The sequence below is a fragment of the Streptomyces sp. CBMA156 genome, assembly GCF_014596515.1.
Classification (GTDB): Bacteria; Actinomycetota; Actinomycetes; order Streptomycetales; family Streptomycetaceae; genus Kitasatospora.
Window position 1 is genome coordinate 25,282 of sequence record NZ_MSJQ01000143.1, and the last position, 20,454, is coordinate 45,735.

The window sequence follows — 20,454 nt, forward strand, 5'->3', positions numbered from 1 at the left end:
TCAGCCGATCAGGCGCTGCTTGGCGCGGGTGAACTCGTCCTCGGTGAGCGCGCCGGAGGCGCGCAGGGCGGCCAGCCGCTCCAGCTGGGTGATGAGCTGTTCGCCGGTGCCGGGTCCGGCGGCGGCCACGGCCTTCGGGGCGTTCCCGGCGGCCCGGGCGGCCGCCCGGAGCTGCTCGGCGAAGAAGTCGGCCTTGACCACGTCCTCGAAACGGTGCGAGCCGGTCATCGCCACCACCAGGAGCACTTCGCCGTTGAGCTTGGTGCGGGTCACGGAGACGTCGCTGACGGCGGCGAGCGGAACCGGTACCGGCGGCTTCCCGTCCTTCAGGAAGAGCAGCCGGTGGGTGGTCAGCACGAGCACTCCCTTGCGGAAGTGGTCGGGGTGGCGACCGGCAGTGGAGGCGACCGGCTTCTCGCCGTCGATCACGGTCGCCTCGACGGCGCGTACGGCCTCGGCCTTGGCTTTGCCGCTGTTTCCCGCGGCCTCGAAGGCGGTGTCGATCAGATCGGTCCAGTCCATGGGGCCGAGCCTAAAGGAGCCGCTCAGTAGGCTGCTCGGTGAGTGAGAGGAACTGGCATGCGAGGCGGCCCCGGGGAACTGCTGGCGGGACGGTACCGGCTGACGGACCGTCCCGGACCGCTGTGCGCCCACGCGGTGGACGATCGGACCGGTGAGTCGGTGCTGCTGCGCGCCCTGGAGCTGCCGGGGGTGCTGACGGCCGCTCAGGACCCGGAGGAGGCGTCCGCGGCACAGGCGGACCGGCTGGTGCGGCGGGTGGCGGCGGTCGGTTCGGCCGCGCCGGTCGCGCACCCGCGGCTGTTGCGCGGGGTCGGGGCGTTCGTCGAGGACGAGCTGCTGTGGACGGTGGAGGAGCGGCCGGCCGGGGTCACGGTGGCCGAGCTGCTCGCCGCCGGGCCGCTGGCGCCGTACCGGGCGGCCGAGCTGGCGGCGGACCTGGCCGGCGCGCTGCGGGCGCTGCACGCCGCCGGGCTGACCCACGGCAACCTGACCGCGGAGTCGGTGCTGGTGTGCGAGGACGGCGCGGCGATGCTCGGCGGGCTGCTCGCCGGGGTGGCCGAGGAGGCGCTGTCCGAGGAGCTCGGCGGGCCCGGCGGGCGGCGCCGGTACGAGGTGCGGGCCACCCTGGTCGGCCCGGTGGCGGAGCGCTGGCCGTTGGACGGCGGCCCGGCCGGCGACTGCTGGGCGCTCGGGGTGCTGGTGCAGCGGCTGGTCGCCGGCCGCTCGCCGTACCCGGAGCGGAGCGTGCCGGAGCTGGTGACGGCCGTACGGGACGGGCGGCGTGAGCCCTCGGTGGTGTGCGGGGCGCTCGGACCGCTGGTGGAGGGGCTGGTGCAGCCCGATCCGGCGCTGCGGCCGACGGCGGAGGCGGCGCGCGGGGAGCTGGCGGAGCTGCTGGCGGGGGCGCCGGAGCCGGTCGACGAGGAGCGCGCGGCGCAGCGCCGGACGGACGGGGTTCCGGTGCTGAAGCCGGAGGCGCCGCTGGTGCCGCGCACGCGGGGCGGGAAGGCGAGGGGCTCCAGGGTCGGGAGGAGTGTCCGGAAGGGCGGCGACACCGGGGACCCGGGGGCGGGAAACGGGGCGAAACCGCCGCGGATACCCCCCGCCCTGCTGGGCCCGCTGTTGGTGGGCGGGGTGTTCGTGCTGCTGGTGCTCGGAATCGCCGCCGTGGTGCTGTTCGCGGGCTGACGGTCCGCCTGGATTCCGGCCTTCGGGTCCAGCGGGCGGGCGCGGTTACCGGGGGCGGCAAGGTGCGCTTAATGTGTGCGTGGGATTTGTTCGAACAGTGGTCTGCACCAGGCCCTCCGTCGCGGTGACGGCAGGCGGAACGTGTGGGGGAGCGGGCGCAGATGGGTGTGCAGGACGGGCCGGAGGCGGCCGAGGCGGAGCGGTTGCTGGCCGGGCGGTACGAGCTCGGCGAGCGGCTCGGCCGGGGCGGCATGGGCACCGTCTGGCGGGCCTGGGACCGGATGCTCGACCGCGAGGTCGCGGTCAAGGAGCTGACCGTCAACCACCTGCCGGAGGAGGACCTCCAGATCCTGCACACCCGGATGAAGCGCGAGGCCAGCGCGGCCGCGCGGATCAAGCACCCCGGCGTGATCACCGTGCACGACGTGCTGGAGCAGGACGGCCGGCCGTGGATCGTGATGGAACTGGTCGACGGCCGCTCGCTGGCCGACGTGATCAGCCAGGACGGCACCCTGCAGCCGCGCGCCGCCGCCGAGGTCGGCAGCCAGGTGCTGGCCGCGCTGCACCGCGGCCACCAGCTGGGCGTGCTGCACCGGGACGTGAAGCCGGCCAACGTGCTGCTGGAGCGCGGCACCGGCCGGGTGGTGCTGCTGGACTTCGGCATCGCGAAGTACGAGGGCTCGACCGAGCTGACCCGGCCGGGCGACCTGGTCGGCTCGCCGGACTACCTGGCGCCGGAGCGCGCCCAGGGCGAGCGGCCCGGGCCGGCCTCCGACCTGTGGGGCCTCGGGGCGACGCTGTACGCGGCGGTCGAGGGCCAGTCGCCGTTCCGCCGGGACTCGCCGATCAGCACGCTCGCCGCGGTGGTCGACGAACCGCTGCCGGAGTCGCGGCGGGCCGGGCCGCTGGGGCCCGTGCTGTCCGCGCTGATGGCCAAGGACCCGGCCGAGCGGCCCACCGCGGACGAGGCGTCCAGGATGCTGGCCGAGGTGCAGGCCGGGCACACCATGGGCCTCAAGTCGGTCGCGGCGGGGCGGGTGCCCACCCAGTCGGTGCCGGTGGTGGACCGCAGCGAGGGTTCGGAGGGCGTGGCGGAGCCGGTCGAGGGCTCCGAGGAGCCGACCGAGCCGAAGGCCTCCGGGCCGGCCGGCCCCGCGGCTCCCGCCGTCCCCGTCAGCTCCGCCGTCCCCGCCGGACCGGACACGGACGGGGGCGCGCAGGCAGCCGCCCGGGCGCACACCGGTCCCGTCGCGCCGGTGCCGCACTCCCACACACCCGCGCGCGGACCGGCGAGACGCCGCAACCTGCTGAAGATCGTCGGCATCGCGGTGGCCGTCGGACTGCTGGCCGCCGCGGGCACCTTCCTCACCACCCGGAACGTGCTGGGCGGCGGCGGCAACGACGACCCGACGCCGACCGCGCCCGCCGAGTCCACCGGGCCGGAGCCCACCAGTGACGCCGGCCCCGCGCTGGCGGCGCCCAGCGGCTACCACTGGGTCGACGACCCGGCCGGCTTCCGCTTCCCGCTGCCGAACGGGACCCCGTCCTGGCAGCGGATCAGCTCGGGTGACAACCAGATCTTCTACAGCCCCGACGCCAAGGTGCACTACCTCCAGTTCGCCGTGACCGTCGGGCAGTCGGTCAAGCCGCTGGAGCACATGCGGCAGATGGAGACCAGCGTCTCCAAGTCGCTCAGGGACTACAAGCAGCACCGGATGGCCGGTACGGCGGTGAAGGGCCAGGAGGCGGCGGTCTGGGAGTTCAGCTACGCGGCCAAGGAGGGCGGCCGCCGGCGCGCGATCGAGACCGAGTTCATCGGCCAGGACGGCACCAGCTACGCCATCTACTCGTCCAGCCCGGACCGGGGCAGCGAGTGGAACGAGGCCGAGCAGCGCTTCTACGCGGTGCTCAACAACTTCAGCCCGACCCGCTGACCGGTGGCGGGCGAAGGCGTCCGCTTTCGCCCGACTGCGGCAGATTCTTGTTACCGACGGGTACCGGACCGGCCGTCGAGCGCCTAGGCTGCGCCGTATGTCGGACCTCACAGCAGACGCAGTGGCCACCGAACACCCCGGCGCCGGCAACCCGGCGGCCCCCGGCGGCGGCAGGACCGTCGCGGCGGCCGTCCCGCCGGCCCTGGTCACCAGGCTGGCCGCCGGCGTCACCGCCACCGGCGAACCCGACCTGGTGGAGACCGTCGCCCCGCTGACCGGGGAACGGCTGGCCAGCCTGCCGCGGTCCACCCCGGCCGACGTCGAGGTCGCCTTCCAGCTGGCCCGCCGCGCCCAGGCCGCCTGGGCCGCGCTGCCGGTGCGCCGCCGCGCCGCCGTCCTGCTGCGCTTCCACGACCTGCTGCTCAAGCGGCAGGACGAGGTGCTGGACCTCATCCAGGCGGAGACCGGCAAGGCCAGGCTGCACGCCTTCGAGGAGGTGCTGGCCGTCGCCATGGCCGCCCGGCACTACGGGCGGGCCGCGCACGGGTACCTCAGGGACAAGCGGCGCGGCGGTGCGCTGCCGGTGCTCACCCACGCGGTCGAGGCCCGCCGCCCCAAGGGCGTGATCGGCCACATCTCGCCGTGGAACTACCCGCTGGAGCTGTCCGTCGGCGACGCCCTGCCCGCCTTCGTGGCCGGCAACGCGGTGGTCAACAAGCCCGACACCCAGACCGCGCTGACCGCGCTGTGGGCCCGCGGGCTGCTGGTCGAGGCCGGGCTGCCGGCCGACCTGTGGCAGATCGTGATCGGCGACGGCCCGGTGATCGGCCCCGCCGTGGTCGAGCAGGCCGACTACGTCTCGTTCACCGGCTCCACCCGCACCGGCCGCGACGTCGCTCAGCGCGCCGCCGCCCGGCTGGTCGGCGCCTCGCTCGAACTCGGCGGCAAGAACGCCATGCTGGTACTCGCCGACGCGGACCTCGACGCGGCCGCCGCGGGCGCCGTCCGGGCCTGCTTCTCCTCCGCCGGGCAGCTGTGCATCTCGATCGAGCGGCTGCTGGTGCACCGCTCGGTGGCCGACGAGTTCCTGGAGCGCTTCGCCGCCCGCACCCGGGCACTGCGCCTCGGCGGCGGCCTCGCGTACGGCGCGGACATGGGCTCGCTGGTCTCCGTCCGCCAGCTGGAGACCACCACCCGGCACGTGGAGGAGGCGGTCAAGGCGGGCGCCACCGTGGTGGCCGGCGGGCGCGCCAGGCCGGACCTCGGCCCGTTCTTCTTCGAGCCGACCATCCTCGACGGCGTCACCCCGGACATGGCGGTCTGCGCCGAGGAGACCTTCGGCCCGGTCGTCTCCCTCTACCGCTTCGACACCGAGGACGAGGCGGTGGCCGCCGCCAACTCCACGCCGTACGGCCTGAACTCCAGCGTCTGGACCAGGGACCCGCGGCGCGGCCGGACGGTCGCGGCCCGGTTGCGCACCGGCACGGTCAACGTCAACGAGGCCTACGCGGCCGCGTACGGCTCGGTCGGCTCCCCGATGGGCGGCATGGGCGACTCCGGGCTCGGCCGCCGGCACGGCGCCGAGGGCATCCTGCGCTTCACCGAGGCGCAGACCATCGCGACCCAGCGGCTGCTGCCGATCGCGCCCTCGTTCGGCCTGGACGACAAGCAGTTCGCCGCCGTGATGACCGGCGGGCTGCGGGCGCTCAAGGCGCTGCGCTTCAAGTAGGCCGCCGGCCGGGCAGGCCCCCCGGCCGGGCCCCGGCGGCACGCGGGCCCCGCGCTCCGGCGGGGCCGGGACCGCGGCACCCACAGGCAGGTTCACCCGGCGAAGGAGCGGTGGCAGATGGTGCAGTCCGGCGGTGCGGCGGAGTTCGACTACGACGTGGTGGTGGTCGGGTCCGGCTTCGGCGGTTCGGTCGCGGCCCTGCGGCTGACCGAGAAGGGCTACCGGGTCGCCGTCCTGGAGGCCGGGCGGCGCTTCGACCGGGACGAACTGCCCAGGAACTCCTGGGACCTCCAGAACTACCTGTGGGCACCGCAGTTCGGGCTGTACGGCATCCAGCGCATCCACCTGCTGGCCAACGTGCTGATCCTGGCCGGCGCCGGGGTCGGCGGCGGTTCGCTGAACTACGCCAACACCCTGTACGTGCCGCCGAAGGCGTTCTTCGAGGACCGCCAGTGGCGCCACATCACCGACTGGCAGCAGGAGTTGTCGCCCTTCTACGACCAGGCGCAGCGGATGCTCGGGGTCCGGCTCAACCCGACCCTGACCCCCTCCGACGTCCACCTCAAGGCGGCCGCCGAGCGGATGGGTGTCGGCGACACCTTCCACATGGCGCCGGTCGGGGTCTTCTTCGGCGACGGCGGGGACGCCGGGGGCAGTTCCAGGACGGAGTCCGGGGGAGGCGGTGCCGGGGCGGCGCCCGGCGGCGAGGTCGCCGACCCGTACTTCGGCGGGGCAGGCCCGGCCCGCCGGGCCTGCGTGGAGTGCGGCGAGTGCATGACCGGCTGCCGGCACGGCGCCAAGAACATGCTCACCGAGAACTACCTCCACCTGGCCGAGCGGGGCGGCGCGGAGATCCACCCGCTCACCACCGTCGCCCGGATCCGGGAGATCGGCGGCGCCGGCGGCAACGGCGCCGACGGGACCCGGGGCTTCGCGGTGGACGTGCGCCGCACCGACTCGCGTTCGAGGACCGACCCGGTGAAGGCGGGCGCGCGGACCATCACCGCGGCCCGGGTGATCGTCGCGGCCGGCACCTACGGCACCCAGTCGCTGCTGCACCGGATGCGCGACGCCGGCCACCTGCCCCGGATCTCCGACCGGCTGGGCGAGCTGACCCGCACCAACTCCGAGGCCCTGGTGGGCGCGCAGACCACCGACCGGCGCTACGGCACCCGGGCGGACTTCACCAAGGGCGTGGCGATCACCTCCTCGATCCACCCGGACGCCAGCACCCACATCGAGCCGGTCCGCTACGGCAAGGGCTCCAACGCGATGGGCGCGCTGTCCATCGCCCAGGTCAGGGGCGGCGGGAGGACACCGCGCTGGCTGCGCTACCTGGGCAACTCGGCGCTCCACCCGGTGAACTTCGTCCGCTCGATGAACCAGCACCGCTGGTCCGAGAAGACGATCATCGGCCTGGTGATGCAGTCGCTGGACAACTCGATCACCGTCTCGCTGAAGAAGGGACCGCTGGGCAAGGCGCGGCTGACCTCCTCCCAGGGCCACGGCGCCCCCAACCCGACCTGGATCCCGGCCGCCGAGAAGGGCGCCCAGGCCCTGGCCGACGAGATCAACGGCTTCGCCGGCAGCACCGTCGGCGAGATCTTCGACATCCCGATGACGGCGCACTTCCTCGGCGGCTGCCCGATCGGCGACACCGCGGATACCGGCGTGGTGGACCCCTACCACCGGCTGTACGGGTACCCGGGGATCAGCGTGGTGGACGGTTCGGCCGTCTCCGCCAACCTGGGCGTCAACCCCTCGCTCACCATCACCGCGCAGGCCGAACGCGCCATGTCGATGTGGCCCAACAAGGGCGAAGCGGACCCGCGGCCGGACCAGGGCGGGGAGTACCGGCGGGTCGCGGCCGTGGCACCGGTGCGGCCGGCCGTGCCCGAGGGTGCGTTCGGCGCGCTGCGGCTGCCGTTGCTGCCCGTCCCCGAGGTCCCGAAGAAGGGCGGCTGACGCCTCCGTCCCGGCCGATCCGCTTGCCCCTGCGACCGGTTGACATCCGTTCGGATCCGATGGGATAAACGGGCTCCCGGGGGCACCCAGGGGCTCGTCGAGCGGGGGGAACGCGGTCCATGGCCAACTGCACATCGTGCGGGGCGACTTCGGGGGAGGGGGCGGCCGCCTGCGGTTCCTGCGGCCGGCCGTTCGCGCCTCCCGCGCCGCCGCAGGCCCCGCCCGCCGTCCCGCCGCCTCCGCCGGGTGCGGCTCCGTCCGTCCCGCCGCCCGGGTACGGCCCGCCGCCCGGCCTGCCACCAGGGGGTGCGCCGGAGTACGGTCCCGGCGGATCCGCGGTCGCCCCGCCCGCCCCGCCCGCCCTGGGCAGCTGGGGCGCCGGGCAGCCGTACGACCGGGAGCCGGCGCTCCGGCGCCTGCTGACCGGGGCGGACTGGCGCCCGGCGGTCAGGGCGGCCGTCGCGCCGACCCTCGTGCTGCTGGCCGCGGCGCTGATCGCGGCGGTCCCGGGCGACTACCGGTACGAGTACTGGTTCCCGTCGGCGGCGGGCTTCGGCGAGCGCTTCGGCGCGTCGCTGTCGATGGCCCTGAACGCGCTCGGCGCACCGTTCCGGCTCGGCCTCCAGGGCCCGATGGCCCGGGACGGGGCCGGCCGGATGGAGGTCGCGTACCGGGTGCTGCCGATGACCGTCACCGCCCTGTGGTGCCTGGCGCTCTGGCTCGGCCTGCGGGCCGGGCTGCGCCGGCGCAAGGCGCTGGAGGGCCAGCTCAGCCGGGGCCGGGCCGCCGGTGAGGCGCTCCGCACCGCCCTGGTCCTCGCGGCGGTGAGCGCGGTGATCGGGCCGGCCGCCGGTACCCGGTGGCACCCCTCGGGCCGTACCGGCGGGCTGACCTTCGTCGACCCTGGCAGCGGGAAGCCCGGCGGGCCGCTGATCACCGCGGGCTCCGGCTGGCCGGAGGCGGTCGCCTGGACCGCGGTGCTGGCCGGCCTGCTGGCCTTCGTCGTCTACGGCACCGACGCGCTGCGCTGGGCCGCCTGGCGCAACCGCGCGGTGCGCGGCTGGGCGGTGGCCGCGCTGACCGCCGGGCAGGCGATGGCCGTCACGGTGGGACTGTCCTCGCTGGCGGCCTTCGTCCTGGTCGCGGTGAACGGCGAGAGCGGGGCGCGGACCGGCATCTCGCTGGCCTTCCTGCCCAACCTCGGTCTCACCCTGCTCGGCTTCGGCTCGGGGGCGACCTTCCGCTCGCAGTCCGGACTGTTCGAGGACGGCGAAGCCGCCGGGGACTCCTGGCAGGACGGCGACACCGAGACGGAGTTCTCCTTCTTCGACCTCCAGGACCAGACCGCGGACTGGCGGTGGGCCGGCCTGCTCGCACTCCTCGCGGCGGGCCTGCTCGGCTGGGCGGCGTTCCGCCGGCGGCTGGACACCGTCGACCGGCTGCGCCTGGCGGCCGTGCAGGCGGGGGCGCTCACCCTGCTGATGACCTTCGCGGGCACGCTGGTGACGCGGACCACGTCCACCACGGGCTGGGCCGGCTCCGCGCGGACGGAGCTCTCCCAGGAGGAGTCGTCCGGGCTGGTGTTCCTGAGCGTGCTGGTGGCCAACGCGCTCTGGGCGCTGGCCGGTGTGCTGCTGGTGCCGCCGCTGCTGGCGGCCGTCCGGGGCCGGGGCGCGGGAGCGCCGAGCGGCGCCGTCCCGTACGCCGAGTCCCCGTTCGCCCCGTCGCGGGGCTCCGCGCCGCAGGGCCCCGGGCCGCAGGGTTTCCCTTCGCAGGGCCCCGGGCCGTATCCGGCGGTGCCGCCGGAGGTGCCGTACGCAACGCCGGCGCGCGGTGTCCCGGCGCAGGGTGCTCCGGCGCAGGCCATGGCGGCGCAGGACGCGCCGTTCGCCACCGGCGGCGGGGTGAGCGAGGTGCTCGCCTCGCACGAGGTGCCGCCCGGCCCGGCCGGCGGGACGCCGGTGTCCGGTGCGGTGCCGCCGCCTCCGGCCGAGGAGCCGGTCGATCCGAGCGTCTGGCGCGAGCACCCCTGAGCCGGGGCAGGACGGCCGGAGCAGGACGGTCCGGAAAAGGGCAAAGGGCCCCGCGGGGGAACGGGGCCCTTTGTCGTTCAGCACTCGGCGTCAGGGCCGCGCCGGTGCTGGGTGACGGCGCCGGGGGAGGGGCGCCGTCGTGTCGGTCGGCTTCGGGGCGCGCCGTGCGGCTCCGGCGTGGGTGGCCGGCCGCGCGGGGCGCGCACGCTCGTGCGCGGGGGTTCGGCGCGCAGGTCTGCGCCGGTTCCATCGCTCACGGAGCGTGAACTGTAAACCGCTGCCACGGCCCTGCGGCGCGGCTGCGGAGAACGCCGTCGCGGTCTCCTCGGTGAGCCGTGAGGCGCCGGGAGAACCGCTTACAACGAGCATCGTGCTGGACGAAGGGCTCGCTCTGCAACCGGTTCGGCACAGTTCGACGCAGAGCATTTCCTGTCAGGACCGTCGTCGATGATCACGGTGTGTAGCGGCCTGGATGGTTGCGGCGCACGGAGACGCGCGTAGCGGTGCGAGGCGGCGGGGAGTGCGCCTGGGCGTGCGCCGGATCGGACCGGGGGTGCGACGGCCGGTCCCGGGCGTCCCCGGATCCCGGCCGTCCCACCTCTCGGCCCAGTCGCGGCCGGGGTCGCTGTCCCCTGCTGGCCGGCCGCGGCACCCGCGCACGGTCCCACGGAGCCGCGCCCGGCGGGCCGGGCGGCGGCACCACGTGCGCCGGTGGACTGGGATGGAACTCCACGCGTGGTCCTGCATCCGTACGGCGGTGCCCCCGCGGGGGCGGGCGGCGCGTCTGGCGGACGCGCCGCGGCCGTACGTTCGTCAGGAGCAACGAACCGCCGCCCCGCCCGGTCACGGTCCACCGGACGGGCAGACGAGTGAAACCGGACAGCCCGGTAGAATCGGTGTCCAGACACCCCACACCGTCCGCCGCCGCAGCCCCCCGACGGGGAGACGGCCGTGTGCGACACCTCGATACCGCTGCCGGAAGGCCGTCCGTGTCCTCTGCAATTCCCGTCCAGTCCGCGCCGGACAACGACCCCGTCCTGGTGGTCGACTTCGGTGCCCAGTACGCCCAGCTCATCGCCCGTCGGGTGCGTGAGGCGCGGGTCTACAGCGAGATCGTGCCGAGCAGCATGCCGGTCGCCGAGATGCTCGCCAAGAACCCCAAGGCGATCATCCTCTCCGGCGGCCCGTCGTCGGTCTACGAAGAGGGCGCGCCGCAGATCGACCGCGCGATCTTCGAGGCCGGTGTCCCGGTCTTCGGCATGTGCTACGGCTTCCAGCTGATGGCCAAGAGCCTCGGCGGCACCGTCGACAACAACGGCGCCCGCGAGTACGGCCGCACCCCGCTGAGCGTCTCCCGCGCCGGCTCCACCCTGTTCGAGGGCGTTCCGGCGCAGCACTCGGTGTGGATGTCGCACGGTGACGCCTGCTCCGCAGCCCCGGAGGGCTTCGCCGTCACCGCCTCCACCGACCTGGTCCCGGTCGCGGCCTTCGAGAACGACGAGGCCCGGCTCTACGGCGTCCAGTACCACCCCGAGGTGCTGCACTCCGACCACGGCCAGCAGGTCCTGGAGCACTTCCTCTACCGCGGCGCCGGCATCTCCCCGACCTGGACCACCGGCAGCGTGGTCGACGAGCAGATCGCCCTGATCCGCGCGCAGGTCGGCAACAAGCGCGCGATCTGCGGCCTGTCCGGCGGCGTGGACTCCGCGGTCGCGGCCGCCCTGGTCAACAAGGCCATCGGCGACCGTCTGACCTGCGTCTACGTCGACCACGGCCTGATGCGCAAGGGCGAGACCGAGCAGGTCGAGAAGGACTTCGTGGCCGCCACCGGCGTCCAGCTGAAGGTCGTCGACGCCTCCGAGCGCTTCCTGAACGCGCTGAAGGGGGTCAGCGACCCCGAGGAGAAGCGCAAGATCATCGGCCGGGAGTTCATCCGGGTCTTCGAGCAGGCCCAGGCCGAGATCGTCGCCGAGGCCGGCGAGCAGGGCGAGTCGGTGGACTTCCTGGTCCAGGGCACCCTGTACCCGGACGTGGTGGAGTCCGGTGGCGGCGAGGGCACCGCCAACATCAAGTCCCACCACAACGTCGGCGGCCTGCCCGAGGACCTCCAGTTCCAGCTGGTCGAGCCGCTGCGCAAGCTGTTCAAGGACGAGGTCCGGATGGTCGGCCAGGAGCTGGGCCTGCCGGAGGAGATCGTCCAGCGCCAGCCGTTCCCGGGCCCGGGTCTGGGCATCCGGATCGTCGGCGAGGTCACCAAGGAGCGTCTGGACCTGCTCCGCGACGCCGACGCGATCGCCCGCGAGGAGCTGACCGCGGCCGGTCTGGACCGCGAGATCTGGCAGTGCCCGGTCGTGCTGCTCGCCGACGTCCGCAGCGTGGGCGTGCAGGGCGACGGCCGCACCTACGGTCACCCGATCGTGCTGCGCCCGGTCTCGTCCGAGGACGCCATGACCGCCGACTGGTCGCGCCTGCCGTACGACGTGCTGGCGAAGATCTCCACCCGGATCACCAACGAGGTCCGCGACGTGAACCGCGTCGTCGTCGACGTCACCAGCAAGCCGCCGGGCACCATCGAGTGGGAGTGATCACTCCCGCCGGCCGCCGGGGCCCTTCTTCGTCCTGAGGCCGATGCCTGAACGGCCGCGCCGTCGTTCCCGTACTGAAGGGAGCGACGGCGCGGCCGTTTCGCCGTACGGGCGCCGCTCCCCGGGTGGGACCTCCCACCGAAAGCGTGCGGGAGCGGGCAGAATGCGGACCGGACCTGTCAGGGAGTGGCAGGCGGCGAGGGAAGGTGTGAGCGATGTCGGAGGCCAGCAACTCGGTGCCGGCCGGCGGGGGAGCGACCGGCCGGACGGCGCGGTGGCGGGCGCTCGCGTCGAGGTACGCGCTGCTGCCCCTGCGGCTCTTCCTCGGTGTCACCTTCGTCTACGCCGCGCTCGACAAGCTCTCCGACGCGCACTTCCTGGCCGGGGCGGGCGACCCGGCCTCCTTTGTCTCGCAGACCCAGGCCGCCAAGGCGGGCGGCAGCCCGATCTCCTTCCTGCTCGGCCCCGCCCTCGACCACCCGACCCTGTTCGCGCTCTCCGTCGCCTTCGGCGAGCTGGCGGTGGGCCTCGGCACCCTGCTCGGCCTCTGGGGACGGGTCGCCGCGCTCGGCGGCGCGCTGCTCAACCTCAGCCTCTGGCTGACCGTCAGCTGGAGCGTCTCGCCGTACTACCTCGGCAACGACCTGGCCTACCTGATGGCCTGGATCCCGCTGCTGCTGGCCGGCACGCCGTACCTGTCGGTGGACGGCTACCTGGCCCGCCGGGCCGGGCGGGACCGGGCGCGCGGGCTGGGTGAGGACCACGTCAAGCGCCGGGCGCTGGTGGACGGCGGGATCGCGGCCGTCGCGATCGGCGGGGCCGGGCTGCTCACCGGCTCGCTGACCCGCACCTTCGGCAGGGACGAGGAGGCCGCGCCCAAGCAGTCGGCGGCTCCGGTCTCGGCCGTCCCGGCGCCGGCCCCCGCGGTGCCCGCCGCGAGCGTGCCGGTCGGCGGCTCGGCCCAGGTCAAGGACCCGGCCACCGGGGACGCCGTCTACATCGTGCAGCCCAAGTCCGGCCAGTACTGCGCCTTCTCCGCGGTGTGCACCCACTCCGGCTGCGCGGTGGACGCGCCGAAGGACGGCCGGCTGTACTGCCCCTGCCACGGCTCCAGGTTCGACGCCGCGACCGGTGCGGTGGTCAACGGCCCCGCGGTCAAGCCGCTGCCCAAGTACGCCGTGACCAAGGACGGGGACCAGCTGACCCTGGGCCCGCAGCAGAGCTGAGGACCCAGGGGTACGGCTGGGGGGGGCCGAGCGGCCGGCCCGCGCGGTCAGTCCTCGCGGTCGGGGCGGCCGCGCCTGGCCACCGCCGCGACCGCGCCGGCCAGGCCGCCGACGCCGAGCACGATGAAGGTGACCGGGATGACGATCCGCCCGTTCACCGACTGGTCGTTGAGCGCCGCGACCAGGTACAGCACCGCGATCACGGTGAACAGCGCGCCCGCGATCAGCGAGAACAGGTCGAGCCGGTGCTTCCTCACTGCTGGACCACCTTGATGTTGCCGAGCCCGATTCCGAGTTCGAGATTGAGCGTGCCCTTGGCCGGCTGCCCGTTGGCAGGGCTGATCAGGTAGCTGTGCCGCCCGGTGCTGTTGCTGCGGTCACCCGGGACGGTGACGTTGCCGAGGCCGACCCGGACCACCAGGTTCACCGTCACGTCGTCCGGCAGGGTGACGGTCATGTCGCCGGCGCCGAGGTCGGCCTTGGTGGCGAGGGTCTCGCCGGCCGGGTCGAGCCCGGACAGGTCCAGCCGGAGCTGCCCCGCACCCAGGTTGTACCGGTCGTGCAGCTCGGCCGCCGTGGTGACGGTCCAGTCGCGATCGCCGACGGCGTTGCGCATGGAGTCCGGCGAGTGGCCGACGAAGGCCAGCGCCAGGGTGAGCACCAGACCGGTCATCGCCAGCCTGCGGGCCCGGCCGAACTTCGCGCCGACCACCAGCGTCAGGCCCACCACCAGCAGCGCGGTGGCCAGCACCGTCGCGCTCAGCACCGTGGTGCTGCCGTGGCGTCCGGACGAGCCGGCCCAGACCGCGGCGGCCGCGCCGACCGCCAGCAGGAAGCCGAAGAAGCCGAGCGGCGAGCGCTCCTTGGGATGCCGGACGACGGCGGGCTCGGGGCGGCGCTTGGCGTGCTCCTTGCGCAGCGGGTCGCCCGCCGGCAGGTCGGCGCGCTGCCACCAGGGCTGGGCCGGGCCGCCGGCCGGCGGCACCGGGGTGCCGAACGGCGGGGTCGGGGTGGCCGAGGTGGTGGCGTACGGGTTGCGCTCGGGGTGCCGCGGGTCCCACAGGTAGCCGCCGGGGGCCGGGCCGTCGGCGGGGGCCTTCCCCGCCGTCCGGTCGGCGGCGGGCCCGGCGTGGGCCTGCTCGTCCTGCTCGGGCCGTGGCCAGCGGTAGGCCCCGGTGTCCGTGGCGTCGCCGGTGGACCCGCCGCCCTCGGTCTCCGGGAAGTGGCGGTCGTACGGGCCGCAGTGGCGGCGCTCGCGCCCCCGTCCGCGGCGGCGTTCCGGGTCGTAGCGCACCGCCAGGAAGACCAGGGCGGCGAGCAGCAGCAGCGGGAACATCTGGTCGCCGTCGCCCATCGAGGAGAAGAACACCCCGGTGCCGATCACGGTCAGCAGCACCGCGCCGATGGACTGGCCGTCCACCCGCCCGGTGAGCACCCGCTGGAGCTCGGTGCGTCCGCCGCGGCCCTTGGCGTCGTCGTCGGTGGGGACGATCAGCCAGGCCAGGCCGTACAGGAACAGTCCGAGGCCGCCGGAGAGGCACAGCACCACCGTGACGACCCGGAAGACCACCGGGTCGATGTCCAGGTGACGGCCGAGGCCGCCGCAGACGCCAGCCACCACACGGCGGTGCTCGGCCCTGGTCAGCGGCGGGCGGTCCGGTTCCGGCGGGGCGGCGGCCCCGGCCTCCTCGATGCGGGGGTCCTCGGTCATGGACACCATCCTTCCGGCAGGGGCCGGTCCGGCCCAACCGGGTGGACCCCTGTCCGTACCCTGACTTGTCCCTGATACGGGATGGGGACACACCCTGATGCGCCCGCGGGTGCCCGCGTGGAACCATCGGTGGCGTGGCAGCCCCCGGTACCGATCCCCGACCCATCGCCCCCGACGCCGCGTCGTCGGCCGGCGCCGACCCGAACGCGTCCGACGACGGGAAGCCGCCGTACCGGCGGCTCTACCGCAGCCCGCAGGGCCGGATGCTGGGCGGCGTCGCGAACGGCCTGGCGGTGCACCTCGGACTGCCGGTGCGGTGGGTGCGGATCGCCTTCGTCGTGCTGTTCTTCGCGCAGGGGATCGGCGCGCTGCTGTACGCCGCGTTCTGGTTCGTGGTGCCGATCGGCATCGGCGAGCCCTCGCAGCGCGGCGGCGCCCAGTGGGTGTACCTCAACGGGACGTTCGTGCCGGCCTCGTCCGGGGTGCAGGGCGGCCTGCTGAACAAGGTCCCGGCGGTCGGCGGCTGGCTCGGCCGGATGCGCCGGCTGCTCCAGCACACCCTCCAGGGCGAGCCGGTGACGGCCCCCGTCGAGGGCGGGGAGGACGGGCAGGCCGACAAGGGCGGGCAGGGCGGCCTGGGCCAGCTCGCCGCGCTGGTGATGACGGTGATCGGCCTGATCGCCCTGCTCAACGTGCTCGGCTGGCAGACCGCCAAGCCGTACACCTGGCCGCTGCTGGCGATCGGCGTCGGCGTGGCGCTGGTCTGGCGGCAGGCCGACGACTCGCGCTGGCAGCGCTGGTTCGGCATCGAGGAGGGCGAGAAGCGGCGCGGCGCCTACACCCGGGTCGGCGCGGGCGTGCTGCTCGCGGTGGCCGGCACCATCGCGCTGCTCGCCATGCAGGGCGGCTCCCCGCTCGGCTCGGTGATCGAGGCCTCGATCGCGGTGCTGGCCGGCGTGCTGGTGCTGCTCGGGCCATATGGGCTGCGGCTGTGGCAGGACCTCGGGGCCGAGCGCACCGCCCGCATCCGGGCCCAGGAACGGGCCGAGATCGCCGCGCACATCCACGACTCCGTGCTGCACACCCTGACCCTGATCCAGCGCCGGGCCGAGGACCCCAAGGAGGTGCTGCGGCTGGCCCGCTCGCAGGAGCGGGAGCTGCGGCTGTGGCTGTACCGCCCGGAGGCCGCCGCCGAGGCCGCGCCGGACACCATGGCGGAGAGCCTGCGGGCCGCCGTCGCCGAGGTCGAGGACCGGCACGGCGTCCCGGTCGAGGTGGTGATCGTCGGCGACTGCCCGATGGACGAGAGGATCGCGGCACAGATACAGGCCGCGAGGGAGGCGACCGTCAACGCGGCCAAGTACGGTGGCGGGGGACCGGTCCAGGTCTACGCCGAGGTGGAGGGGAGGACGGTGTCGGTGTTCATCCGTGACCACGGCCCCGGCTTCGACCCCGACACGGTGCCCGAGGACCGGATGGGCGTACGGGAGTCGATCATCGGCCGGATGAAGCGCAACGGTGGCACCGCTCGGGTGCGGCCCGCGGCGGGCGGCGGTACCGAGGTCGAGCTGGAGATGGAGAGAGCGGATGACTGAGGAAGCGCCGACGGCGGTCCCCCCGGCCGGAGGCTGGGGGAGGACCGCGCGGGTCGTGCTGGTGGACGACCACCGGATGTTCCGGACCGGGGTCAGGGCGGAGATCGGCCGTACCGAGGTGACCGGCATCGACGTGGTCGGCGAGGCCGACGACGTGGACTCGGCGGTCCGCGTGGTCGCCGAGACCAGGCCCGACGTGGTGCTGCTCGACGTCCACCTGCCGGGCGGCGGCGGTGTCGAGGTGCTGCGCCGGTCGGTCGGCGTGATGGGCGAGCAGGGAGGGGTGAAGTTCCTGGCGCTGTCGGTGTCGGACGCCGCCGAGGACGTCATCGGCGTCATCCGCGGCGGCGCGCGCGGCTACGTCACCAAGACCATCACCGGCACCGACCTGGTGAACGCGGTCTTCCGGATCGCCGACGGCGACGCGGTGTTCTCGCCCCGGCTGGCCGGCTTCGTGCTGGACGCCTTCGCCGCCACCGACACCCCGCCGGTGGACGAGGACCTGGACCGGCTCACCCAGCGCGAGCGCGAGGTGCTGCGGCTGATCGCCCGCGGCTACGCGTACAAGGAGATCGCCAAGCAGCTCTTCATCTCGGTGAAGACGGTCGAGAGCCACGTCTCCGCCGTCCTGCGCAAGCTCCAGCTGAGCAACCGCCACGAGCTGACCCGCTGGGCCACCGCGCGCCGGCTGGTCTGACCCGCCCCCGCCGGCCGCGCGCCGTCGAGGCCGCCCGCCCCGGTTCCTCCGGGGCGGGCGGGGTTGTCGGCGGGTGGCCATAGACTCGATGTGCCATGAGTAGCCTCTTTGACGACCTTCCGCTCCCCGGCTTCGAGGCACCCGCCGCCGGGTCGAAGCAGCCCGCCGCACCCGCCGAGGAGGAGCCTCCGCCGTACGAGGACGACGTCCCGTACGACGCGTACGAGGAGTCCATCCCGGAGGGGCTGTTCCGGACCGACCACGCCGCCGAGACCGAGCGGGACGCCTGGTACCGCAACGGTGCCGCGCGGACGGCGGTGGATCCGGCGCAGCTGCTGGAGGGGATGAACGACCCGCAGCGCGAGGCGGTGCTGCACGCGGGCTCACCGCTGCTGATCGTGGCCGGTGCCGGCTCGGGCAAGACCCGGGTGCTGACCCACCGGATCGCCTACCTGCTGGGTGCCCGCGGCGTGCAGCCGGGCGAGATCCTGGCGATCACCTTCACCAACAAGGCCGCCGGCGAGATGCGCGAGCGCGTCGAGGCGCTGGTCGGCCCGCGCGCCCGGGCGATGTGGGTCTCCACCTTCCACAGCGCCTGCGTGCGCATCCTGCGCCGCGAGTCCAAGCAGCTGGGCTTCACCTCCAGCTTCTCGATCTACGACTCGTCCGACTCGCAGCGGCTGATGTCGCTGGTCTGCCGCGACCTCGACCTGGACCCGAAGCAGTTCCCGCCGAAGTCCTTCACGGCGAAGGTCAGCAACCTCAAGAACGAGCTGATCGACGAGGAGACCTTCGCCGACCAGGCCGCCAACCCGACGGAGAAGAAGCTCGCCGAGGCGTACGCGCTCTACCAGCGGCGGCTGCGCGAGGCCAACGCGCTGGACTTCGACGACATCATCATGACGACGGTGAACCTGCTCCAGGCCTTCCCCGACGTCGCCGAGCACTACCGGCGCCGGTTCCGGCACATCCTGGTCGACGAGTACCAGGACACCAACCACGCCCAGTACATGCTGGTCCGGGAGCTGAGCGGGGGGTCGGTCGGGGCCGCGCCGAAGCGCACCGCGGACGGCGACTTCGTGAACCCGGCCGCCGGGCAGCTCGCCGAGGTGCCGCCGGCCGAGCTGTGCGTGGTCGGTGACGCGGACCAGTCGATCTACGCCTTCCGCGGCGCGACGATCCGCAACATCCTCCAGTTCGAGGAGGACTACCCGAACGCGACCACGATCCTGCTGGAGCAGAACTACCGCTCCACCCAGACCATCCTGAGCGCCGCCAACGCCGTCATCGAGCGCAACGCCAACCGCCGCGAGAAGAAGCTCTGGACGGCCGGGGACCACGGCGAGAAGGTCGTCGGCTACGTCGCGGACGACGAGCACGGCGAGGCCCAGTTCATCGCCGACGAGATCGACCGGCTCACCGACCGGGGCGAGACCAAGCCCGGCGACGTCGCGATCTTCTACCGGACCAACGCCCAGTCCCGGGTGTTCGAGGAGGTGTTCATCCGGGTCGGCCTGCCGTACAAGGTGGTCGGCGGAGTGCGCTTCTACGAGCGCAAGGAGGTCAGGGACGTCCTGGCGTACCTGCGGGTGCTCTCCAACCCGGAGGACACCGTGCCGCTGCGCCGGATCCTCAACGTGCCCAAGCGCGGCATCGGTGAGCGGGCCGAGGCGATGGTCGACGCGCTGGCCGCGCGGGAGCGGATCTCCTTCGCCCAGGCGCTGGTGCGGGTCGACGAGGCGTACGGGATGGCCGCGCGCTCCGCCAACGCGGTGAAGAAGTTCAACATCCTGATGGCCGGGCTGCGCCAGGTGGTCGAGTCGGGCGCCGGCCCGGCGGCGGTGCTGGAGGCCGTCCTGGAGGAGACCGGCTACCTGGCCGAGCTCCAGGCCTCCACCGACCCGCAGGACGAGACCCGGGTGGAGAACCTCCAGGAGCTGGCCTCCGTCGCCCTGGAGTACGAGCAGGACCCGGGCGAGCGGCCGGACGCCGGGGAGGAGGGCACGCCGCCGGTCGGCTCGCTGGCCGACTTCCTGGAGCGGGTCGCGCTGGTCGCCGACTCGGACCAGATCCCGGACGCGAAGCAGTACGGGACAGAAGGGGGAAGCCCGGACGCGAAGCAGTACGGGGCCGAGGGAGGCCCGGCCGAGGAGGAGCAGGGCGTCATCACGATGATGACCCTGCACACCGCGAAGGGCCTGGAGTTCCCGGTGGTCTTCCTGACCGGCATGGAGGACGGGATCTTCCCGCACATGCGGGCGCTCAACCAGGTCAAGGAGCTGGAGGAGGAGCGCCGCCTCGCGTACGTCGGGCTCACCCGGGCGCGCGAGCGGCTCTATCTGACCCGCTCGGTGCTGCGCAGCGCCTGGGGGCAGCCGGCCTACAACCCGGCCTCGCGGTTCCTGGAGGAGATCCCGGAGACGCTGGTGGAGTGGAAGCGCACCGGGGCCGCCCAGGCGCCGGTCCAGCGCGGTTACTCCTCGGGCTCGTCCTGGGGCAAGTCCTCGTCCGGGGGCGGGAGTTCGAGGAATTCCGGGTCGGCCTCGGCCGCGCCGAAGGCGGGCTGGGGGCAGTCCGCGCGGCGCGCCGGCAAGCCCGTCGTGGAGCGCGACGCCGTCTCGCTCGCGGTCGGCGACCGGGTCACCCACGACAGCTTCGGGCTGGGCACGGTGGTCGGCGTCACGGGCTTCGGCGACCGGGCGCAGGCCACCGTCGACTTCGGCACCGAGGGGCGCAAGCAGCTGCTGCTGCGCTACGCGCCGGTGGAGAAGCTGTAGGACCTCAGCGGGGGTCCAGTCCGTTCGAGAGGAACCAGGGCAGCGGGTCGACCGGCCCGCTGCCCTGCGGCCGGATCTCGAAGTGCAGGTGCGGGCCGGTGCTGTTGCCGCTGCTGCCGACGAAGGCGATCACGTCGCCCTGCTTCACCGGGCCCTTGCGCACCTTGTACGCCCGCAGGTGGCAGTACCAGGCCTCGGTGCCGTCGGGCATCTTGAGGATCGTCATGTAGCCGTAGAACGCGTTCCACTGGGTGCGGACGGTGCCGTCGGTCACGGCGCGGACCTCGGAGCCGCCGTCCACCGGGAAGTCGATGCCGGTGTGCCGGTTGGCCCAGTGGGTGCCGGCCTCGCCGAACAGTTCGCCGAGGCCGTGCCGGGCGACCGGCATGACCACCGCGGGCCTGACCGGCTCGGGCGCCGGTTCGGGGGTGGGCTGCGCGGTGGGGGCCTCGGTGGGCTGGGTGCCGGCCAGCGGCTGCCGGGCGTCGCCGC

Annotated in this window: 14 protein-coding genes and 1 pseudogene; 11 read left to right on the forward strand and 4 right to left on the reverse strand. The window is 74.1% G+C overall.

Translation table 11 applies throughout. The features are described 5' to 3' along the window. Positions 1 to 522: an SHOCT domain-containing protein gene (locus BU198_RS12160; protein WP_188296856.1), complete on the reverse strand. Its 522-nt coding sequence runs from the start codon at positions 520 to 522 to the stop codon at positions 1 to 3. Between the two features lie 57 nt (positions 523 to 579). Between BU198_RS12160 and BU198_RS12165 the strand changes: the two genes are divergently transcribed. From BU198_RS12165 to BU198_RS44230, 8 genes and pseudogenes are all read left to right on the forward strand, one after another. Then, entirely contained in the window at positions 580 to 1,710 is a 1,131-nt protein-coding gene (locus tag BU198_RS12165; RefSeq protein WP_188296857.1) for a protein kinase domain-containing protein, read from the forward strand. Between the two features lie 161 nt (positions 1,711 to 1,871). Beyond that, on the forward strand, positions 1,872 to 3,644 hold the full coding sequence (locus tag BU198_RS42050; RefSeq protein WP_223244278.1) for a serine/threonine-protein kinase: 1,773 nt from the start codon (positions 1,872 to 1,874) through the stop codon (positions 3,642 to 3,644). A gap of 97 nt (positions 3,645 to 3,741) precedes the next feature. Then, entirely contained in the window at positions 3,742 to 5,373 is a 1,632-nt protein-coding gene (locus BU198_RS12175; RefSeq protein WP_188296858.1) for a succinic semialdehyde dehydrogenase, read from the forward strand. A gap of 117 nt (positions 5,374 to 5,490) precedes the next feature. Further along, positions 5,491 to 7,338: a GMC oxidoreductase gene (locus BU198_RS12180; protein WP_188296859.1), complete on the forward strand. Its 1,848-nt coding sequence runs from the start codon at positions 5,491 to 5,493 to the stop codon at positions 7,336 to 7,338. Between the two features lie 119 nt (positions 7,339 to 7,457). Continuing rightward, positions 7,458 to 9,371, forward strand: coding sequence for a hypothetical protein (locus tag BU198_RS12185; protein WP_188296860.1), 1,914 nt, complete (start codon positions 7,458 to 7,460; stop codon positions 9,369 to 9,371). Positions 9,372 to 10,360: 989 nt separating this feature from the next. After that, positions 10,361 to 11,956, forward strand: coding sequence for a glutamine-hydrolyzing GMP synthase (gene guaA / locus BU198_RS12190; RefSeq protein ID WP_188296861.1), 1,596 nt, complete (start codon positions 10,361 to 10,363; stop codon positions 11,954 to 11,956). 215 nt (positions 11,957 to 12,171) lie between these two features. Then, a pseudogene (locus BU198_RS44225) lies at positions 12,172 to 12,687 on the forward strand (DoxX family membrane protein); the annotation flags it as partial. 210 nt (positions 12,688 to 12,897) lie between these two features. Further along, positions 12,898 to 13,182, forward strand: a complete 285-nt coding sequence (locus tag BU198_RS44230; protein WP_411293179.1) for a Rieske (2Fe-2S) protein — start codon at positions 12,898 to 12,900, stop codon at positions 13,180 to 13,182. Positions 13,183 to 13,229: 47 nt separating this feature from the next. Here BU198_RS44230 and BU198_RS12200 read toward each other — a convergent pair whose 3' ends face one another. Both BU198_RS12200 and BU198_RS12205 read right to left on the reverse strand, forming a co-directional pair. Beyond that, on the reverse strand, positions 13,230 to 13,439 hold the full coding sequence (locus BU198_RS12200) for a hypothetical protein (protein ID WP_188296863.1): 210 nt from the start codon (positions 13,437 to 13,439) through the stop codon (positions 13,230 to 13,232). Next, a complete protein-coding gene (locus tag BU198_RS12205; RefSeq protein WP_188296864.1) occupies positions 13,436 to 14,893 on the reverse strand; it encodes a PspC domain-containing protein in 1,458 nt (485 codons plus the stop codon). The genes BU198_RS12200 and BU198_RS12205 overlap by 4 nt, the downstream gene beginning before the upstream one ends. Before the next feature lie 263 nt (positions 14,894 to 15,156). Between BU198_RS12205 and BU198_RS12210 the strand changes: the two genes are divergently transcribed. The 3 genes from BU198_RS12210 to BU198_RS12220 all read left to right on the forward strand — a co-directional run bounded on the left by BU198_RS12210 (position 15,157) and on the right by BU198_RS12220 (position 19,962). Beyond that, the gene (locus BU198_RS12210) at positions 15,157 to 16,488 is read left to right on the forward strand and encodes a PspC domain-containing protein (protein ID WP_411293180.1); all 1,332 of its coding nucleotides are present in this window, start codon (positions 15,157 to 15,159) and stop codon (positions 16,486 to 16,488) included. Next, positions 16,481 to 17,185: a LuxR C-terminal-related transcriptional regulator gene (locus BU198_RS12215; protein ID WP_188296866.1), complete on the forward strand. Its 705-nt coding sequence runs from the start codon at positions 16,481 to 16,483 to the stop codon at positions 17,183 to 17,185. Before BU198_RS12210 ends, BU198_RS12215 begins: the two co-directional genes overlap by 8 nt. 95 nt (positions 17,186 to 17,280) lie before the next feature. Further along, a complete protein-coding gene (locus tag BU198_RS12220) occupies positions 17,281 to 19,962 on the forward strand; it encodes an ATP-dependent DNA helicase (protein ID WP_188296867.1) in 2,682 nt (893 codons plus the stop codon). Between the two features lie 4 nt (positions 19,963 to 19,966). On the opposite strand, the gene BU198_RS12225 is transcribed toward BU198_RS12220, so the two are convergent. Next, a partial coding sequence (locus BU198_RS12225; RefSeq protein ID WP_188296868.1) for a M23 family metallopeptidase occupies positions 19,967 to 20,454 on the reverse strand: 488 nt, incomplete at its 5' end.